11 protein-coding genes are annotated in these 18,234 nt (G+C 68.4%); 6 read left to right on the plus strand and 5 right to left on the minus strand.

The genetic code is table 11. The annotated features are described in order from the left end of the window. Positions 1-264 precede the first annotated feature (264 nt). From G4G00_RS00975 to G4G00_RS00985, 3 genes are all read right to left on the minus strand, one after another. A complete protein-coding gene (locus tag G4G00_RS00975) occupies positions 265-3,108 on the minus strand; it encodes a valine--tRNA ligase (RefSeq protein WP_164270779.1) in 2,844 nt (947 codons plus the stop codon). Between the two features lie 72 nt (positions 3,109-3,180). Continuing rightward, positions 3,181-3,606 carry a DNA polymerase III subunit chi gene (locus G4G00_RS00980; protein WP_108745936.1) on the minus strand — a complete coding sequence of 142 codons (426 nt, stop codon included), beginning with the start codon at positions 3,604-3,606 and terminating at the stop codon, positions 3,181-3,183. Between the two features lie 96 nt (positions 3,607-3,702). Further along, entirely contained in the window at positions 3,703-5,181 is a 1,479-nt protein-coding gene (locus G4G00_RS00985; protein ID WP_164270782.1) for a leucyl aminopeptidase, read from the minus strand. 104 nt (positions 5,182-5,285) lie between these two features. On the opposite strand from G4G00_RS00985, the gene lptF reads away from it, so the two are divergent. From lptF to G4G00_RS01000, 3 genes are all read left to right on the plus strand, one after another. Then, a complete protein-coding gene (gene lptF, locus G4G00_RS00990; protein ID WP_108752125.1) occupies positions 5,286-6,368 on the plus strand; it encodes an LPS export ABC transporter permease LptF in 1,083 nt (360 codons plus the stop codon). Further along, positions 6,365-7,465: an LPS export ABC transporter permease LptG gene (gene lptG, locus G4G00_RS00995; protein WP_108752126.1), complete on the plus strand. Its 1,101-nt coding sequence runs from the start codon at positions 6,365-6,367 to the stop codon at positions 7,463-7,465. The genes lptF and lptG overlap by 4 nt, the downstream gene beginning before the upstream one ends. 162 nt (positions 7,466-7,627) lie before the next feature. Continuing rightward, complete coding sequence (locus G4G00_RS01000; protein ID WP_164270784.1) at positions 7,628-8,485, plus strand: hypothetical protein; 858 nt, start codon at positions 7,628-7,630, stop codon at positions 8,483-8,485. 43 nt (positions 8,486-8,528) lie between these two features. Here G4G00_RS01000 and G4G00_RS01005 read toward each other — a convergent pair whose 3' ends face one another. Then, complete coding sequence (locus G4G00_RS01005; protein ID WP_108752127.1) at positions 8,529-9,020, minus strand: RDD family protein; 492 nt, start codon at positions 9,018-9,020, stop codon at positions 8,529-8,531. 56 nt (positions 9,021-9,076) lie between these two features. Between G4G00_RS01005 and xerD the strand changes: the two genes are divergently transcribed. Next, positions 9,077-10,054 carry a site-specific tyrosine recombinase XerD gene (gene xerD, locus G4G00_RS01010; RefSeq protein ID WP_108752128.1) on the plus strand — a complete coding sequence of 326 codons (978 nt, stop codon included), beginning with the start codon at positions 9,077-9,079 and terminating at the stop codon, positions 10,052-10,054. Positions 10,055-10,153: 99 nt separating this feature from the next. Beyond that, on the plus strand, positions 10,154-10,936 hold the full coding sequence (locus tag G4G00_RS01015) for a DsbC family protein (protein WP_108748466.1): 783 nt from the start codon (positions 10,154-10,156) through the stop codon (positions 10,934-10,936). An 81-nt stretch (positions 10,937-11,017) separates the two neighbouring features. Here G4G00_RS01015 and G4G00_RS01020 read toward each other — a convergent pair whose 3' ends face one another. Beyond that, entirely contained in the window at positions 11,018-13,132 is a 2,115-nt protein-coding gene (locus G4G00_RS01020) for a glycosyl hydrolase family 18 protein (protein WP_108752129.1), read from the minus strand. An 887-nt stretch (positions 13,133-14,019) separates the two neighbouring features. Here G4G00_RS01020 and purL point away from each other — a divergent pair. After that, entirely contained in the window at positions 14,020-17,904 is a 3,885-nt protein-coding gene (gene purL / locus G4G00_RS01025) for a phosphoribosylformylglycinamidine synthase (RefSeq protein ID WP_108754722.1), read from the plus strand. The last annotated feature ends 330 nt before the right edge of the window (positions 17,905-18,234 follow it).

An 18,234-nucleotide genomic window follows, 5' to 3' on the forward strand; every position in this document is an offset into this window, starting at 1 on the left:
GGTGAGGTAGGTGCCAACCTTGGTTGGCACATCGCTCAGTGCGGACCAAGGTCCGCACCTACCAGAGCCCGGTGAGGTAGGTGCCAACCTTGGTTGGCACGTCGCTCAGTGCGGTCCAAGGTCCGCACCTACCAGAGCCCGGTGAGGTAGGTGCCAACCTTGGTTGGCACGTCGCTCAGTGCGGACCAAGGTCCGCACCTACCAGAGCGAAGGCAGTGCGGACCAAGGTCCGCACCTACCAAAGCACATCCCACCCGTGCAGTGTTACAGCTTCGCGCGCTGTTCCTGCAGGCCCGCCAACTGGGTGTTCCAGTCAACCAGGCGCACGCGCTCCTGCTCGACCACGGCCGGCGGCACCTTGTCGGTGAACTTGGCCAGCTTGGTTTCGCTCTTTTCCTTCTCGCCTTCCACGCGCTTGATCTCCTTGTCCAGGCGCGCGCGCTCGGCATCCAGGTCGACCAGGCCTTCCAGCGGCACCAGCAGCTTCAGCTCGCCCACGATCGCGGCGGCGGCCGGCGGTGCGCTTTCGCCTTCGGCCAGCCACTGGATGCTGTCCAGCTTCAGCAGGAACGACAGCGAGGCGCTGAAGCGTTCGATGCGCACGCGATCCTGTTCGAGGCCGGCCTGCAGGCGCAGCGGCACCAGCTTGGACGGGGCCACGTTCAGTTCGCTGCGCACGCGGCGCACCGCGCTGATCACCGCCTTCAGCCATTCCACGTCGGCCTCGGCCTGGGCGAAATCACCGGCGAATTCGTCGGCGGTCGGGTACGGGCGCAGCGACAGCGTGGTTTCGGCCAGGCCCAGGCGCGGGGCCAGCTGCTGCCACAGCTGTTCGGTGATGAACGGGGTAAGCGGGTGCAGCAGGCGCAGCAGCGCTTCCAGCACGTACAGCAGGGTGTGGCGGGTGCTGTCGGCGTCGGCGGCGTCGGCACCGTTCAGCGCCGGCTTGCTCAGTTCCAGGAACCAGTCGCAGAACTCGTTCCAGGCGAACTCATACAGGCACTGCGCCAGCAGGTCGAAGCGGTAGTTGGCGTAATGGCCCTGTGCCTCGGCGGACACTGCGGCCAGGCGCGCCAGGATCCAGCGCTCGGCATCGGTGCGCGGGGTCGGCACGCCGTTGAACGCAGCGCCCTCGGTGTTCATCAGGGTGAAGCGGCTGGCGTTCCACAGCTTGTTGCAGAAGTTCTTGTAGCCCTCGGCGCGGTTCATGTCGAACTTGATGTCGCGGCCGTGGGTGGCCAGCGCGGCGATGGTGAAGCGCAGCGCGTCGGCACCGTGGGCGGCAATGCCGTCCGGGAACTCCTTGCGGGTGGCCTTCTCGATCTTCTCCACCATCTTCGGCTGCATCAGGCCGCCGGTGCGCTTGGCCACCAGGTCGTCGATGCTGATGCCGTCGATGATGTCCAGCGGGTCGAGCACGTTGCCCTTGCTCTTGGACATCTTCTGGCCCTGGCCGTCGCGGATCAGGCCGGTGAAGTAGACGTCCTTGAACGGGATCTTCCCGGTCAGGTTGTCGGTGGCCATGATCATGCGCGCCACCCAGAAGAAGATGATGTCGAAGCCGGTGACCAGCACCGACGAGGGCAGGTAGCGGTCGAAGCCACGCTCGGCCATGGCCTGCTCGTTCGGCCAGCCCAGGGTCGAGAACGGCCAGATCTGCGAGGAGAACCAGGTTTCCAGCACGTCGCTTTCCTGGGTCAACAGCACGTCGCTGCCCAGGTTGTGCTTGGCGCGCACTTCGTCTTCGCTTCGGCCCACGTAGCAGTTGCCGGTGGCGGCATCGAACCAGGCCGGAATGCGGTGGCCCCACCACAGCTGGCGGCTGATGCACCAATCCTGGATGTTGGTCATCCAGTGGCGGTAGGTGTTGATCCAGTTCGGCGGCACGAACGCGATGCTGCCCGGCTTTCCATCGGTACCTTCCACCAGTTCCAGGCCACGACGCGCCAGTTCGTCCATCTTCACGAACCACTGGTCGGTCAGGTAGGGCTCGATCACCTGGCCGGTGCGGTCGCCGCGCGGCACCTGCAGCTTGTGCGCCTTGGTTTCCACCAGGACGCCCAGGTCTTCCAGTTCGGCCAGCACGGCCTTGCGCGCTTCGTAGCGGTCCAGGCCCTGGAAGCGTTCGGGCGCGTTTTCATTCAGCGCCGCCACCGGGGTGAACAGGTTGATCATCGGCAGGCTGTGGCGCACGCCCACCTGGTAATCGTTGAAATCGTGCGCCGGGGTGACCTTGACCACGCCGGTACCGAACGCGCGGTCCACGTAGTCATCGGCGATCACCGGCACGCGGCGGCCGGTCAGCGGCAGCACCACCTGCTTGCCAATCAGGTGCGCATAGCGCTCGTCTTCCGGGTGCACCATCACCGCGGTATCGCCCAGCAGGGTTTCCGGGCGGGTGGTGGCCACGACCAGGTAATCGCGGGTTTCGCGCAGGGTTTCCACGCCGTCGGCATCGCGCTCGACGTGCTCGTAGCTCAGGCCTTCGTCCAGCGTGTAGGCGATCGACCACAGGAAGCCGTCTTCCTCGGCGCTCTCCACTTCCAGGTCGGAAATGGCGGTCTTCAGCACCGGGTCCCAGTTCACCAGACGCTGGCCGCGGTAGATCAGGCCCTGTTCGTGCCAGCGCACGAAGGCCTCGACCACCGCCTCAGACGGCTGCGGGTCCATGGTGAAGGTGCTGCGCGACCAGTCGGCCGAGGTGCCCAGGCGGCGCATCTGCCGCTCGATGGTGTCACCGGACCGCTGCTTCCACTCCCACACCTTGCCGATGAAGCCTTCGCGGCCCAGCGAATCGCGGGTCTCGCCCTTGCCTTCCAGCGCCAGGTTGCGGCTGACCACCATTTCGGTGGCGATGCCGGCATGGTCGGTGCCGACCTGCCACAGCGTGTCGTAGCCACGCATGCGGTGGTAGCGCACCAGCGCATCCATCAGGGTCTGCTGGAAGGCATGGCCCATGTGCAGGGTGCCGGTCACGTTCGGCGGCGGCAGCAGGATGGTGTAGGGCTCGCCCTTGCCGGACGGCTTGAAGTGGCCGGCCTTCTCCCAGGCCTCGTAGAGGTCGGTCTCGAAGGACGTCGGGTCGTAGCTGGAGGCGAGTTGGGTCATGCGGGGGAACCAGGAGGTAATCGTTGAAGGATCAGGGCGCGGCAGCGGCCCATCAAGGGGGCCGGCGCGGCCTTACATGTCGTGTTTGTTCAGGTCGTAGCCGGCGGTCTTGTACTGGCGCCAGCGCTCGCGCAGCGGTTCGCGCGCTTCCGGGTCGGCCGGCACCACTTCCAGCACGCGCTCGCACTGGCCCAGCCAGGGTTCGTCGCGCAGGTTTATCACCAGCGGGCGCATCGGCGCTTCGTCGCCGGGGATGGAAATGAGCACCACGGCCTCTTCCTCGTCCACGTCCTCGCCCACGATCTGGTGCGGGATGTAGGCGTCCTCGTCGAAGGACCAGAGCAGTTCGTCCAGTTCTTCGGCCTGGGCCTGGTCGCGGGCCAGCACCAGGGCGGGCAGCCCGGCGTCGTTGGCCTTGCGCGCCAGTTCGCAGACCAGGCGCAGCGGCTCGGTCAGGAAACGGGGCTTGGCGATCAGGTAGAAATCAGCGCGGGGCATGGCAGGGTCCGGGTCGGGCAGGGGCCCGGCGTGCCGGGCGGGGGCAGGCCGGAGGATGCCCCGGCCGGCGGGCGCCGGCCAGGGGCAGGTACGGCATCAGGCGCGGGCGACCTGGTCCAGCAGCCACTGGCTGAGCAGGCCCACCGGGCGGCCGGTGGCCATGCCACGCTTGCCTTCATCGCTGGCCACGCCGGCGATGTCCAGATGCGCCCAGCGCTGGCCTTCGGCAAAGCGCGACAGGAAGCAGCCGGCGGTGATGGCGCCGGCCCAGCGGCCGCCGATGTTGTAGACGTCGGCGAAGGTCGAATCCAGCATCGGCTGGTACTCGTCCCACAGCGGCAGGCGCCAGGCGCGGTCGAACACGTGCTCGCCAGCGGCCAGCAGTTCGTTGGCCAGGTCGTCGTGCTTGCTCATCAGGCCGGCGGTCTGGTGGCCCAGGGCGACCAGGCAGGCGCCGGTCAGGGTGGCCACGTCCACCAGGGCCTGCGGTTCGAAGCGCTGTGCGTAGGTCAGCGCGTCGCACAGGATCAGGCGGCCTTCGGCGTCGGTGTTACCGACTTCGATGGTCTTGCCCGACATCGAGGTGATCACGTCGGACGGGCGGTAGGCATTGCCGTCAATGGCGTTTTCCACGGCCGGCACCACCACCACCAGGTTCAGCGGCAGCTTGGCCTTCACGGCCGCGACGAAGGTGCCGATGACGTTGGCGCCACCGCACATGTCGTACTTCATTTCCTCGATGCCGCCCTGGGTCTTCAGGTTCACGCCACCGGTATCGAAGGTGATGCCCTTGCCGACCAGCACGTACGGCTTGGCGTCACCGCCGCCGGACCACTTCAGCACCACCAGGCGCGGGCGGTTGGCCGAGCCACGGGCCACGGCCAGCAGCGAGCCCATGCCCAGCGCTTCCATCTGGGTCTCGTCGAGGATGTCGGCTTCGGCACCCTCGTGCTCACCGGCGAACTTCACGCCCACTTCAGCCAGGTAGGCCGGGGTGCAGTAGTTCGGCGGCAGGTTGCCCAGTTCGCGGGCGAACTCCACGCCGGCGGCGATGGCCTGGCCCTGGGCCAGGGCCTGGGCGTCATCACCGGCGATGGCCAGCTGGGCCAGACCGGCGTCATCGGCCTTCTTCTTGCCCAGGGTGGCGGTGTAGCGGTAGGCGGCGTGGTCGGCGGCAATGACCGCCTGGCGGATCGCCCAGGCCGCGTCGCGGTCCTTGATGGCCACTTCGGACAGGGTGAACAGCGCGCTGCGGGCGGCGCCGGCCTTCAGCGCGCGCACGGCGTCGCCAACGGCCTTCAGGTACTGCGGCACGCCGAAACGGGCGGCATCGCCCAGGCCGACCACCAGTACGCGCGGGGCGGTCACGCCCGGCAGGTCGTGCAGCAGGGTGGTGGCGCCGGTCTTGCCGGACAGGTCGCCGCGCTGGGCCAGGGCGGCCAGGCGGCCGCCACTGGCGGCGTCCAGCGCCTGCGCGGCCGGGGTCAGGCTGTGGTCGGCATAGGCGCCGACCACCAGGCAGTCAACGGTGGCGGCAGCCGGAGCGAGGTGGTTCAGGGTGAATTCGAGGGCCATTGAGCAGATTCCATTGGCGAGTCCGTACAATCGCAGGCCGTTTACGCCCAGACAGTAGACTGGGCGGCACCGCGAACGAACCCCAGAGTTTAAACCACCGCCCCATGCTGAAGCTCGACCGATACCTGCTGGGCGATTTCGTCCAGAGTTTCCTGGCTACCCTGATCGTCCTGCTGGTGGTCAGCGTGGGCGGCGTGCTGGTGGACATCCTCGGCAACATCGCCGACGGACGCCTGCCGGCCAAGCTGCTGTTCTCACAGCTGGGCCTGCAGTTCATCGCCTACATGCCGCTGATCCTCCCGCTGGCGCTGATGCTGGGCCTGCTGCTGGCCATCGCCCGGCTCTACCGCGATTCGGAAATGGCGGTGATCACCGCCATTGGCGTGGGCCCCAAGCGCCTGCTGCGCCCCCTGCTGATGCTGGTGGTGCCGGTGGTGCTGGTGGTGGGCGCCTGTTCGCTGTGGCTGGGCCCCTGGGCCGGGCGCACCGCCGAACAGATGATCCAGGACGCCAACCGCAGCGTGCTGATGGCCGGCCTGGAGCCGGGCCGGTTCACCCCGCTGCCCAATGGCGGGGTGGTCTACCTGTCCTCGATCTCGCCCGATGGCACCCAGCTGGGCAAGGTGTTCCTGCAGCGGCAGAAGGACGACCGCCTGGAAGTGGTGTCCGCCGCCGGCGGCCGCATGTACTTCGAAGGGGCGCGCCAGCGCTTCCTGGAGCTGGACGACGGCCACCAGCTGGAGGGCCCGCTGGCCGGCGCGCTGGATTACCGGCTGGCCACCTTCGCCCGCAATGACGTGGCCCTGCCCGACGGTACCGAGGCGCGCAAGGACGATGATCCGGAGCTGATGGCGACCACGAAGCTGATCGGCGATGACCGCCCCGAGGCCCAGGCCCAGCTGCACCGCCGCCTGGCGCCGCCGCTGATCGCGCTGGCCTTCGCCCTGCTGACCGTGCCGCTGGGGCGCAGCTCGCCGCGCCAGCAGCGCTACGGGCGCATGATGCTGGCCCTTCTGGCCTACATGGTGGGCACCAACCTGACCTTCATCGGCGCCGGCTGGATCGCCGACGGCAGGATTCCCGGCGCGCTGGGCCTGTGGTGGCTGACCCTGCCGCTGCTGGCGTTCGCCATCTGGATGTACGCGCGCGATGGCCGCCTGGCCCGCCCGAAGGGAGGCCGCGCATGAAGCTGCGCCCGATGCGTTTCGATTTCTACCTGGGCCGTGCGGTGTTCACCACCGTGCTGCTCACCTGGGCGGTGCTGACCGGCCTGGACGTGGTGATGGCCTTCTCCGGTGAGTTCAAGGACATCGGCAAGAACGGCTATTCGCTGGGCCACGCTGCGGCATGGGTGCTGTACACCGTGCCCCGCCGCGCCTACACCTTCTTCCCCACCGCTGCGGTGATCGGCGCCCTGATGGGGCTGGGCCAGCTGGCGGCCACCTCCGAGCTGACCGCGCTGCGCGCGCTGGGCCTGTCGCGCAAGCGCCTGAGCGTGTCGGTGGCCATCGCCCTGTCGCTGCTGACCGGGTTGATGGTGATCAGTGCCGAAACGGTGGGCCCGTGGGGCCAGAACCGCGCCGATGCGCTGAAGATGAGCGCCAAGTGGGGCACCGACATCGCCGTGGCCCGCTATTCGGGCATGTGGGCGCGCGAGGGCGATACCTTCCTGAACGCGGCCAGCGGCGAAGAGCAGCTGGTGGGCGAGAAGGGCACGCGGCTGATCCTGCGCGATGTACGCCTGTACCAGATTGCCGACGACGGCCGCATCGCCACGCTCACCCATGCCGCCACTGCCGAGCACGACAAGGATGGCTGGGTGCTGACCGGCGTGCGCCGCGATACCTTCGGCGAACGCTCGGCCACCCGCCAGGAAGTGGCCCGCGAACCGTGGAATTCGAAGCTGGATGCCGGCGCGCTGGCCACCGGCATCGCCAAGCCGCGCAACCTGAGCGTGTCCGAGCTGAGCACCAGCATTGCCTACCGCGAGCGCAACGGCCTGGATGCGCGTGATTTCGAGGATGTGTACTGGAGCCGCTGGTTCTACCCGGTGAACGTGCTGGCGCTGTGCCTGGCCGCCGTGCCGTTCGCCTTCGGTTCGCTGCGCAGCGGCGGCATGGGCAAGCGTCTGTTCCTGGGCATCCTGTTCGCGCTGGGCTTCTGGCTGCTGCAGTTGTTCTTCGGCCGCATGGCCGGTGCGTTGAAGTTCGATTACCGCATTGCCTACGCGTTGCCGCCCATCGTCATGCTGGCGGTGTCCGGCTGGCTGTTCAGGCGCCGGTAGCGTCGAGCTTGCTCGACGAACCCAGCACGTAGCGTCGAGCTCCAGCGTCTCGGCGCCCGAACGTCGTTTCAAAGGACCCGGCAGGTCCGCGCCTTTCCGCGCGGGCCCTGCCTTTACCGCGAGCGCGCGCGTTGCGCATCTCGCTTCACTTCAAGGATGAACATGATCCGCGCACGTCTGCTTCCCTCGCTTGCCGCCCTGCTGTTGCTGGTGGGCTGTTCTGGTCCGGTCGATTTCGAGATCGACAACCCCACCGACACGCCGGTCACCCTGACCATCGACGCGCAGCCGCACGTCATTCCGGCGCACACCACGGTACCGGTCAGCCTGGAGCCCGGTCAGCACCGGCTGCAGAGCGAGAAGATCGGCACGGTGCGCATGGTGGTCTACGCCGACGGCATCGGTGGCCTGATCAACCCGACGCTGGGCGAGTACGTGATCGTCACCGAGCAGTACGTCACCCGCAAGACCAATTCCGGCGGGCTGGTGTCGAAGGTCGAGCTCAATGACGCGGAGATCGACGGCCCGTACGTGAAGGCGACCGGCCTGTTCATTCCGCGCAGCTGGGATGTGGGCCTGCTGGGCGAACTGCCGACCACGGTGGTCTCCAACAGCCCGGACACGTCGTCGGACTACCGCACCAAGCTCTTCAACGTGCCCGGTTTCTTCGAATACCTGGACGCCGAGGACGATCTGCGGGCCGCTTTCGGGCCCCTGGGCTACCAGCCGCCGCAGGCAACCGTCGAGTTCACCGAAACCAGCCTGCCCGAGCTGCCGGCTGCGTTCGAGGAACAGGGCAAGCCGATGCGCGACCTCTACGCGCAGTACCTGGCCGCCAGCGATGCCGGTGAGCAGAAGCGCCTGAAGAAGGCCAGCCTGAAGCTGTGGCAGGAATTCGCCCAGGCCCAGGGCAAGCTCAATGGCAAGATTCCGGTGCCCGATGACGTCAAGGCCACCGCGTTCTCGTCGCAGTTCTTCGAACTGTGGGCGCAGCCGGCGGTGATCCTGCCCGACGCCTGACCGGCGTGCGGTGGTAGCGCCGGGCCATGCCCGGCGGATTCCTTCAGCGCTTGGGCACCCGCACCATGCGGGTGCCACTGGCGCGGTCGTGCCAGGTCAGGCGTTCGCGATCCAGCCACGCCCACCAGAACCCCAGCCCGCCCAGCAGCAGCGACAGCGTGCCCATGGCGAAACGCCGCCACAACTGGCCGCGCCGCAGCGCCGTGCCATCGCGCGTTTCCAGCTTCAGCCGCCACGGGCGCATGCCCAGCGTCTGCCCGCCGCGCCGCCAGCTGGCCGTGGCATAGGCACCGGTGATGACCCAGCACACCGCCCACAGCAGCCACTGCCAGGCGCTGAACGGTGCGATGTTTTCGCGCTGCGCGTGGCCGCTGACCGTATAGGCCACGGTGAACACCGTGCCGGCCAGCATCCACAGCGCCAGCACCGGCCACAGGTCGTAGAACAGGGCCAGCAGGCGCCACAGCAGCAACGTGCGGGGGCGATCGGAACCGGGCGCGGCCACGGGGGCCGTTTCACTGGCGGGGCTGGACATGCGCCGAGCATACGCAAAGCTGGCCCTGCCCGCAGCGGCCCACGTATCCTGCGTGCATGGCCGTTGTTTCCACCCCCGCCGAGCGTCGCCAACTGGTCCAGCAACTGCCCGAGCCGCGCGGCGAAGACAGTGCGCGCATCCAGCGTTTCCTGGACGCGGCCTGGGCCGAGAACGGCCTGGCCCGTGCCACCCTGGACAGCTATCGGCGCGATCTGGAAGGCCTGGCGCGCTGGCTGGATGGTCGCGATGGCGGACTGGCCGGGGTAGAGCGCCCGGGCCTGTTCGATTACCTGGCCTGGCGCACGCGTCATGGCTGGTCGCCGCGCAGCAACGCCCGTCTGCTGTCGGCGCTGCGCGCCTTCTTCGCCGATGCGGTGCGCCGTGGCGAGCGCAGCGAGGACCCCAGTGCGCTGCTGGACCCGCCGAAGCTGCCGCGCCTGCTGCCCAAGGCCTTGGCCGAGAGCCAGATCGATGCGCTGCTGGCGGCACCGGATATCGACAGCCCACTGGGCCTGCGCGACCGCGCCATGCTGGAACTGATGTACGCCGCGGGCCTGCGCGTGAGCGAACTGGTGCTGCTGCCGGCCACGGCCGTGAACCTGCGCCAGGGCGTGCTGCGGGTGACCGGCAAGGGCAGCAAGGAACGGCTGGTGCCGCTGGGCGAAGAGTCGCAGCACTGGCTGGAACGTTACCTGCACGACGCGCGCCCGCTGATGGTGGGCAAGGGCAGAGTGCAGGCGCTTGCCGATGGGCAGACGCCGTTGTTCATCGAACCCAGCCTGCACGCACTCACCCGGCAGGCGTTCTGGCACCTGGTCAAGCGGCACGCGCAGGTGGCCGGCATCGATCCGGCGCGGATCAGCCCGCATGGCCTGCGCCACAGCTTCGCCACCCACCTGCTGAACCGCGGTGCAGACCTGCGCGCGCTGCAGATGCTGCTGGGCCACAGCTCGCTGTCCACCACCCAGATCTACACGCTGGTGGCGCGCGAGCACCTGCAGCAGCTGCACGCCCGCCACCACCCACGCGGCTGAGCGGGCGGCTGAACCCGCGCGCGGGTGTGTGCTCGCGTTCGCGGTGCCGCTGCCGGGCCTGTGTCAGAATCGCAAGTCATCTTCCCAGCAGGTTGCTCCATGCTCCGATTCGCCATTGCCGCTGTGTTCGGCGCGCTCAGCCTGACCGCCTGTGCACAGCCGGCGCCGCCTGCCGCCAAGGCACCTGCTGCTGCGGCCCCCCGGCCGGCGGCGGCCAACCCTGCCGCCGAACAGGCAGTGCGCACCGCGCTGTCGGCGCTGAACCCGGGCTTCACCATCGACTACATCGGCGCCGCGCCGTTCCCCGGCTTCCGCGAAGTGCTGGTGTCGGGCCAGCTGCTGTACGTGTCCGACGATGGCCGCTACCTGTTCCAGTCGCAGCCGTATGACACCCAGGCGCGCGGGCCGGCCAACAGCGCGGGGCTGCTGGATTACCGGCGTGGCCTGCTGGCCAAGGCCAACCATGGCGACCGCATCGTGTTCGCCGCGCCGAATGCCAAGTACACCATCAGCGTGTTCACCGACATTGAATGTGGGTACTGCCGCAAGTTGCACCAGGACATCGCCGAGCTCAACCGCAACGGCATCACCGTGGAATACCTGGCGTTCCCGCGCATGGGGCTGGGCAGCAAGGACTACACCGACATGATCTCGGTCTGGTGCGCGGCCGATCGCCGCCAGGCGCTGACCAACGCCAAGCGCGGTGGCAGTGTGCCGGCCAAGAACTGCACCAACCCGGTGGCCATGCAGTACGCACTGGGCCAGCAGCTGGGCGTGAATGGCACGCCGGCCATCTTCGCGCCCGACGGCACCCAGCTGGGCGGCTACCTGCCGCCGGCACAGCTGCGCGCCGCGCTGGAAAAGCTGTCGGCCAAGCGTTGATTGAATTGCCGCCGGGTTTGCCCCGGCGGATGTCGCACGTCTGCGAAAGGCCGAGGACGCGATGCGTCCCCGGCCTTTTGCTTACTTCAAGCCATCACTGACCGCCTTGGTCAGCGTGCCCTGCGCATCGTCGCCGCTGAATTCCCAGACGAACGCGCCGCCCAGGCCCTGGGTCTTAACGTACCCCATCTTGCGGGTGATGTTGGCCGGGGTGTCGAAGCTCCACAGCGTGCTGCCGTTGTAGATCCAGGTGGCACCGGCGGTGTTGTCGGTGTAGCTGGACCAGGCCAGGTTCTTCAGCACCTTCCAGTCTTCGATGCCCGCTTCGTAGGTACCCGGCGCCGCACCGCTGGCGGTCTGGTACAGCCCGTTGTTGGCGTTGGCCACCCCGGTCCAGCCACGCCCGTAGTAGCCGATGCCCAGGTTCAACTTGGCCGCTGGTACGCCGCGGCTGATGAACGCCTCGATCGCATCGTTGCTGTTGTACAGCGCGGTATCACCGGTGGACGGATCATTGGGCGAATCGAACAGCGCCGAGTGGTGGTTGGTCTTCGCATCCCACGCGCCGTGGAAGTCGTAGGTCATCACGTTGATGTAGTCCAGGTACGGGTGGTACGCGGCCGGGTCGGTCACCCGCACCTTGTCGATGCCGGCACCCACCGCCACGGTCAGCAGCAGCCCGGGGCGCACCGCATCCAGCTGGCGGCGGAACTCGGCCAGCAGCGCGGTGAAGTTGGCGTTGTCCTCCGGCGTGCCGCAGGCCAGGCCACAGGCCACCGGGTATTCCCAGTCGATGTCGATGCCGTCGAACACGCCCAGTGCCGCACCGGTGCCGCCGGCGCCGTCGGTCACCGGCAGGTTGCCCTTGATGTAGGCATCGATGCACGAGGCCACGAACGCCTGCCGGTTGGCCGGTTGTGCGGCGCTGGAGAAACCACGCGACCAGGTCCAGCCGCCCAGCGAGATCAGCACCTTCACGTTGGGGTACTTCGCCTTCAGCTGCTTCAGCTGGTTCCAGTTGCCGCGCAGCGGCTGGTCCCAGGTGTCGGCGCTGCCGCTCACGCTTTCGCCCGCACCGAAGGCCTTGGTGTAGTCGGCGAAGGCATCGCCGCCCACGCCCGTGTTCGGATCGGAGGCCTGGGTGACGCCCACTTCGCAGCGGTTGTTGCGCACGTTGCCGAAGGCGTAGTTGATGTGGGTGAGACGGGCGGCCGAGCCGCTGCTGTCGATGTTCTTCACCCGGTAGTTGCGGCCATAGATGCCCCACTGGGTGAAGTAGCCGATGACCCGCTTGCCGGTACCGCCGCCGCTGTCGGCCAGGGTGGTGGCGCTGGTCGCGGTGCCTTGCGCCGAGGCATTGCCGGCGTTGTCGCGGGCCCGCACGCGGTAGCTGTAGGTGGTGGAGGCCGTCAGGCCACCGTCGACATAGCTGGCGCTGGACGGCGAGCCGACCAGGCTGCCGTTGCGGTACACGTCATAGCCGGCTACACCGCTGCCGCCGGTGTTGTCGGTGGACGGGCTCCAGCTGAGCGCGATGCTGCTGGATGTGCGCGTTCCCACGGCCAGGCCGCCGGGCACGCTGGGGGCGGTGGTATCGCCACTGGCCGCGTTCACCGTGATGGTGATGGTGGGCGTGCTGGTGGTGGCGTTGTTGTTGTCGGTGGCGACCGCGCGCAGGGTGTGGCTGCCGATGCTGGCGTTGGCCCAGCTGGCGCTGTACGGCGCGCTGGTGTCCACCCCGATCGAGCTGCCATCGCGGAAGAACTCGACCTTGCTGACGCTGCCGTCGGCGTCGCTGGCGGTGGCGTTGACCGTGATCGTGCTGCCGGCGCTGAAGCTGGCGCCATTGGCCGGGGAGGTCAGGCTGACCACCGGCGGCTGGTTGGCGCCGCTGCCATCGCAGGCGCCCAGGTTGGTGTAGTAGGGCGCACCGGCCGGGTGGTCCGGCGGGGCGTTCCAGATGTCCTGGTTGGCCCGGTAGAGCACGCCGGCCTTCTGCAGGGTATCGCCGGCCCGGTAGATCTTGGCCTGGTCCCATTCGGCCACGCCGGCACAGCTGGCGGCCTGGGCCAGGCCGGGCAGGGCGGCGGCCCCGGCGGCCAGGGCCAGCAGCCAGGCCAGGCGGCGCGGGCGACAGCGGCGGGGGGAAGGTTCGGCACTGCGTACATCGGCACTCTGCACAAACGTGTCGTACATGGTGTTTCTCCGATCGACCAAGAGGCGCGCGGGCCCCGATGGCACCGCGCGTAACGCAGGTCCGGGCGTCGCCGGGGAAGGCGACGGTGGGAGCGGACGGGGTACCTGGCCGGGCCGGGGAGAGAGTCCGGCTGGCCGGGTAGGGACAACGTTGTCATCAATTGCCGGGTCAATCCGTGAGCCAGCGCATGGTTCCGCGATTCCGGGGTTCCGGGATTCCCGCGATTCCCGCGATTCCCGCGAAGAGCGGCGCTGGCGCGCGGTTGGCTGCCATCGGCGGAGCCCCCTCGTGGCTGGGGATTGCCGCGAACAGCGGATTTCCTTGGGTTGGCCGGGCGGGTGGGGTCAGGCGGGGACGCCGTAAACCCGTCCATGGGGGCTTAGCCGCGGCTTGCTCGTGTGCGCTTTCCTGCGCACACGGCAAGACCGGGGTTGGGCACCCTGCCCAACCCGCCCGAGGCATGCCTCGGGCCCATGCCGCGGATACCCCGCCTGACCCCACCCGCCCGGCCCTGGACAGGTTCCTGCGCGTGCCAGCCACGAAAGACAAGAAGAAAAGATCAAAAGCAGAAGCAGAGGCAGAAGCCGGTCGCTTCGCTCTCATCCACGCATGGCGTGGATCTACCCGTTCCGGGGACCGCCAGTAGATCCACGCCATGCGTGGATGGATCCATCAGATATCGCAACCCCGTGCCGTTCCGGCAGCTCGCGGGAAACTGTCGGACCCGCCCCGCCATCCCCCAGGAAACCCGCTGTTGCTGTTGCTCCGGCTGGTGGTCCAGTCGAGCAAGCTCGACTCTACGGGGTGCCGGGCGCCGCCCGGCCAAAGCCCACCCCCCGGTTCCGGTACAATGTCGGGCCCGTTTCCCAACTACGGTTCCCCGGACATGATGGTCCTCGAGGGCGCGCCCGCCCTGTCGCCGTTCCGCCGCGAACGTCTTGAATCCCGCCTGCAGTCCATCGCTCCCTCCCTGCGCATCAGCGGCGCCTGGCACGTCTACTTCGTGCAGCCCGAAGGCACGGTCGCGCCCGACGTGGCCACCCTGTGCCGCATCCTGGAAGCCCAGCCGCAGGCGCAGGCCGTGGCCGACGGTGCGGTCAGCCGCGTCGTGGTGCCCCGCCTGGGCACGCTGTCGCCGTGGTCCAGCAAGGCCACCGAACTGGTGCGCGGTGCCGGCCAGCCGGTCAGCCGGGTGGAACGCGGCCTGCGCATCGACGTGCTGGGCTGGCCGGCCGATGCCGCCGCCCAGCAGGCCCTGGTGAAGGCACTGCATGACCCGATGACGCAGTCGGTGCTGGAATCGGCCGAGCAGGGCCAGGCGCTGTTCAGCAGCCCGGCGCGCGGCGAACTGGAACGCGTGCCGGTGGACCAGCTGGAGGCCGCCAACCAGCGCCTCGGCCTGGCCATGGCCCAGGACGAGATCGACTACCTGCGCGAACGCTTCACCGCGCTGGGCCGCTCGCCCTCGGACGTGGAACTGATGATGTTCGCGCAGGCCAATTCCGAGCACTGCCGGCACAAGATCTTCAACGCCAGCTGGACCATCGACGGCCAGGAACAGGACCGTTCGCTGTTCCGGATGATCAAGAACACCCACCAGCAGACCCCGCAGCACACGCTCAGCGCGTACAGCGACAATGCCGCGGTGATCGAAGGCCATCCGGCCTCGCGCTATCGCCCTGATCCGGCCACCGGCGAATACCGCCGCGAGCCGCAGGTGCCCAGCGCGTTCCAGATCAAGGTGGAAACGCATAACCACCCGACCGCGATCGCGCCGTTCCCGGGTGCCTCGACCGGCAACGGCGGCGAGATCCGCGATGAAGGCGCTACCGGCCGTGGCGGCAAGCCGAAGGCCGGTCTGTCCGGGTTCTCGGTCTCGCACCTGCGCATTCCCGAGCTGCCGCAGCCGTGGGAAGCGCCGCGCGCGCTGAACCCGCGCATGGCACCGGCACTGGAAATCATGACCGATGGCCCGCTCGGCGGCGCCGCGTTCAACAACGAGTTCGGCCGCCCGAACCTGCTCGGTTACTTCCGCAGCTTCGAGCTGCCCGAAGGCGCCGATCTGGTCCGCGCCTACGACAAGCCGATCATGCTGGCCGGTGGCCTGGGCGCGATCGATCGCATCCAGGTCGACAAGATCAAGCTGCAGGCCGGTGATGCCGTCATCGTGCTGGGTGGCCCGGCCATGCTGATCGGCCTGGGCGGCGGTGCCGCCAGTTCGGTGGCCTCCGGCGAAAGCGCCGAAGACCTGGACTTCGCCAGCGTGCAGCGCGACAACCCGGAAATGGAACGCCGCTGCCAGGAGGTCATCGACCGCTGCGTGGCGATGGGCGCCAACAACCCGATCAAGTTCTTCCACGACGTCGGCGCCGGTGGCCTGTCCAACGCCATCCCCGAACTGCTGCACGATTCGAACGTGGGCGGCGTGATCGACCTGGGCAAGGTGCCCACCGATGACCCGTCGCTGTCGCCGATGCAGCTGTGGTGCAACGAATCGCAGGAACGCTACGTGCTGGGCGTGGCCCAGGAACGCCTGGCCGAGTTCGCCGCGCTGTGCGCGCGCGAGCGCTGCCCGTTCGCTGCGGTGGGCGTGGCCACGGCCGAAGAACACCTGGTGGTGGCCTATGGCGCCGTGCCGGGCCACACCCCGGCCGACGCGCCGATCGACCTGCCGATGGACGTGCTGTTCGGCAAGCCGCCGAAGATGCACCGCGACACCGCGCACCCGCCGGCCCCGCGCTGGCCGGCGCTGAAGACCGGCGGGCTGGATCTGCAGGAAGCCGGTCTGCGCGTGCTGGCGCACCCCACTGTGGCGTCGAAGAACTTCCTGGTCACCATTGGTGACCGCAGCGTGGGCGGCCTGACCGCGCGCGAACAGATGGTCGGCCCGTGGCAGCTGCCGGTGGCCGACGTGGCCATCACCCTGGCCGACTTCGACGGCGTGGCCGGCGAAGCGATGTCGCTGGGCGAGCGCACGCCGCTGGCCTTGCTCGATGCCGCCGCTTCGGCGCGCATGGCCGTGGGCGAAGCGCTGACCAACCTGTGCGCGGCCCCGGTCGACGCGCTGGATGAGATCAAGCTGTCGGCGAACTGGATGGCCGCCGCCGGCCACCCGGGCGAAGACGCGCTGCTGTACGACGCGGTGAAGGCGGTGGGCATGGAACTGTGCCCGCAGCTGGACATCAGCATTCCGGTGGGCAAGGACTCGCTGTCGATGCAGGCGCAGTGGCACGACCAGGGCGAAGCGCACAAGAGCGTGTCGCCGGTGTCGCTGGTCATCTCCGCGTTCGCGCCGGTGGCCGATGTGCGCCAGCAGCTGACCCCGCTGCTCGACCGCGAGGTGGACAGCGAGCTGTGGCTGATCGGCCTCGGTGCCGGCAAGCAGCGTCTGGGCGGTTCGATCCTGGCCCAGGTGCATGCCGACCACGGCGACCTGCCGGCCTTCGCCGGTGCCGCCCCGGATCTGGACGACCCGCAGCGCCTGCGTGGCTTCTTCGAACTGATCCGCGATGCGCGCCAGGCCGGCCTGCTGCGTGCGTACCACGACCGCAGCGATGGCGGTGCCTTCGCCGCGCTGTGCGAAATGGCCTTCACCTCGCGCCTGGGCCTGGACATCACCCTCGACGCCTGGGGCGATGATCCGTTCCGCAGCCTGTTCAACGAAGAACTGGGTGCGGTGGTGCAGATTGCCCGCGAAGACCGCGCCGCGTTCGCCGATCTGGTCGAGCGCCATGCGTTGATCGAGTGCGCACAGCGCATCGCCAAGCCGACCACCGCACCGGTGGTGCGGGTGTCGCTGGGCGGCGAAAACCTGGCCGAGTGGCGCTGGGAAGCGCTGTTCGACGCCTGGTGGTCGGTCACCCACGCCATGCAGAAGCGCCGCGACAACCCGGAAAACGCCGACGCCGAGCGCGAGATCGCCCGTGCCTTCAACGCACCGGGCCTGAAGCCGAAGCTCAGCTTCGACCTCGCCGAGGACGTGGCAGCGCCGTTCATCAACACCGGTGCGCGCCCGCGCGTGGCGGTGCTGCGCGAGCAGGGCGTGAACGGCCAGATTGAAATGGCCAACGCATTCGAACGTGCCGGCTTCAGCGCGTTCGACGTGCACATGAGCGATCTGATCGAAGGTCGCGTGGCCCTGCAGGACTTCACCGGCCTGGTCGCCTGCGGCGGCTTCAGCTACGGCGACGTGCTGGGTGCCGGCCGTGGCTGGGCTACCTCGGTGCTGGAACGCAGCGCGCTGCGCGATGCCTTCGCCGCGTTCTTCGCCCGCGAAGACAGCTTCGCGCTGGGCGTGTGCAACGGCTGCCAGATGATGAGCCAGCTGAAGGACATCATTCCCGGTGCCGAGCACTGGCCGCAGTTCCGCCGCAACGCCAGCGAGCAGTTCGAAGCCCGCACCGCGCTGCTGGAGGTGGTGGAATCGCCGTCGATCCTGCTGCGTGGCATGGCCGGCTCGCGCCTGCCGGTGGCCGTGGCCCACGGCGAAGGCCGTGCGGTGTTCGCCAACGCGGTGGACCAGGCGGCCGCGCGCGTGTCGCTGCGCTACATCGATGGCAACGGCAACGTGGCCAGCCAGTACCCGCTGAACCCGAACGGTTCGCCGGACGGCATCACCGGCCTGACCAGCAGCGACGGCCGGGTGACCATCATGATGCCGCACCCCGAGCGCACCCCGCGCGCGCTCAACCTGAGCTGGGCACCGGCGGAATGGCAGGGTGATTCGCCGTGGATGCGCATGTTCCGCAACGCCCGCGTCTGGTGCGGCTGATCGTCCACCCCGCGCACGCGCCAATTCGATGACGTATGGAAACCCGCCGGCAACCCCGGCGGGTTTTTGTTTGTATTGCGTGAATATCGTGTGCTGTCCACGAGTTACAGCGCGTTACACGTGCTACGACATGTTCACGTGGTTCTAACGAAATAACCGCATAAACGCATAAAACGGTGAACTGGTTCACGACAGTAGGTTTTGTTCCGTCAAACTCTTGACGGAAGATAATCTTCACGTTAACACTGCCAGTCCGTTTTGAATTCATTCATTTCGTAGTAACGCATTGCGCAACGGAAGGCGCTCTTGCCTCTCTGCGCGTTCTGCGCG

Source organism: Stenotrophomonas sp. B1-1 (assembly GCF_010894375.1).
Taxonomy (GTDB): Bacteria; Pseudomonadota; Gammaproteobacteria; order Xanthomonadales; family Xanthomonadaceae; genus Stenotrophomonas.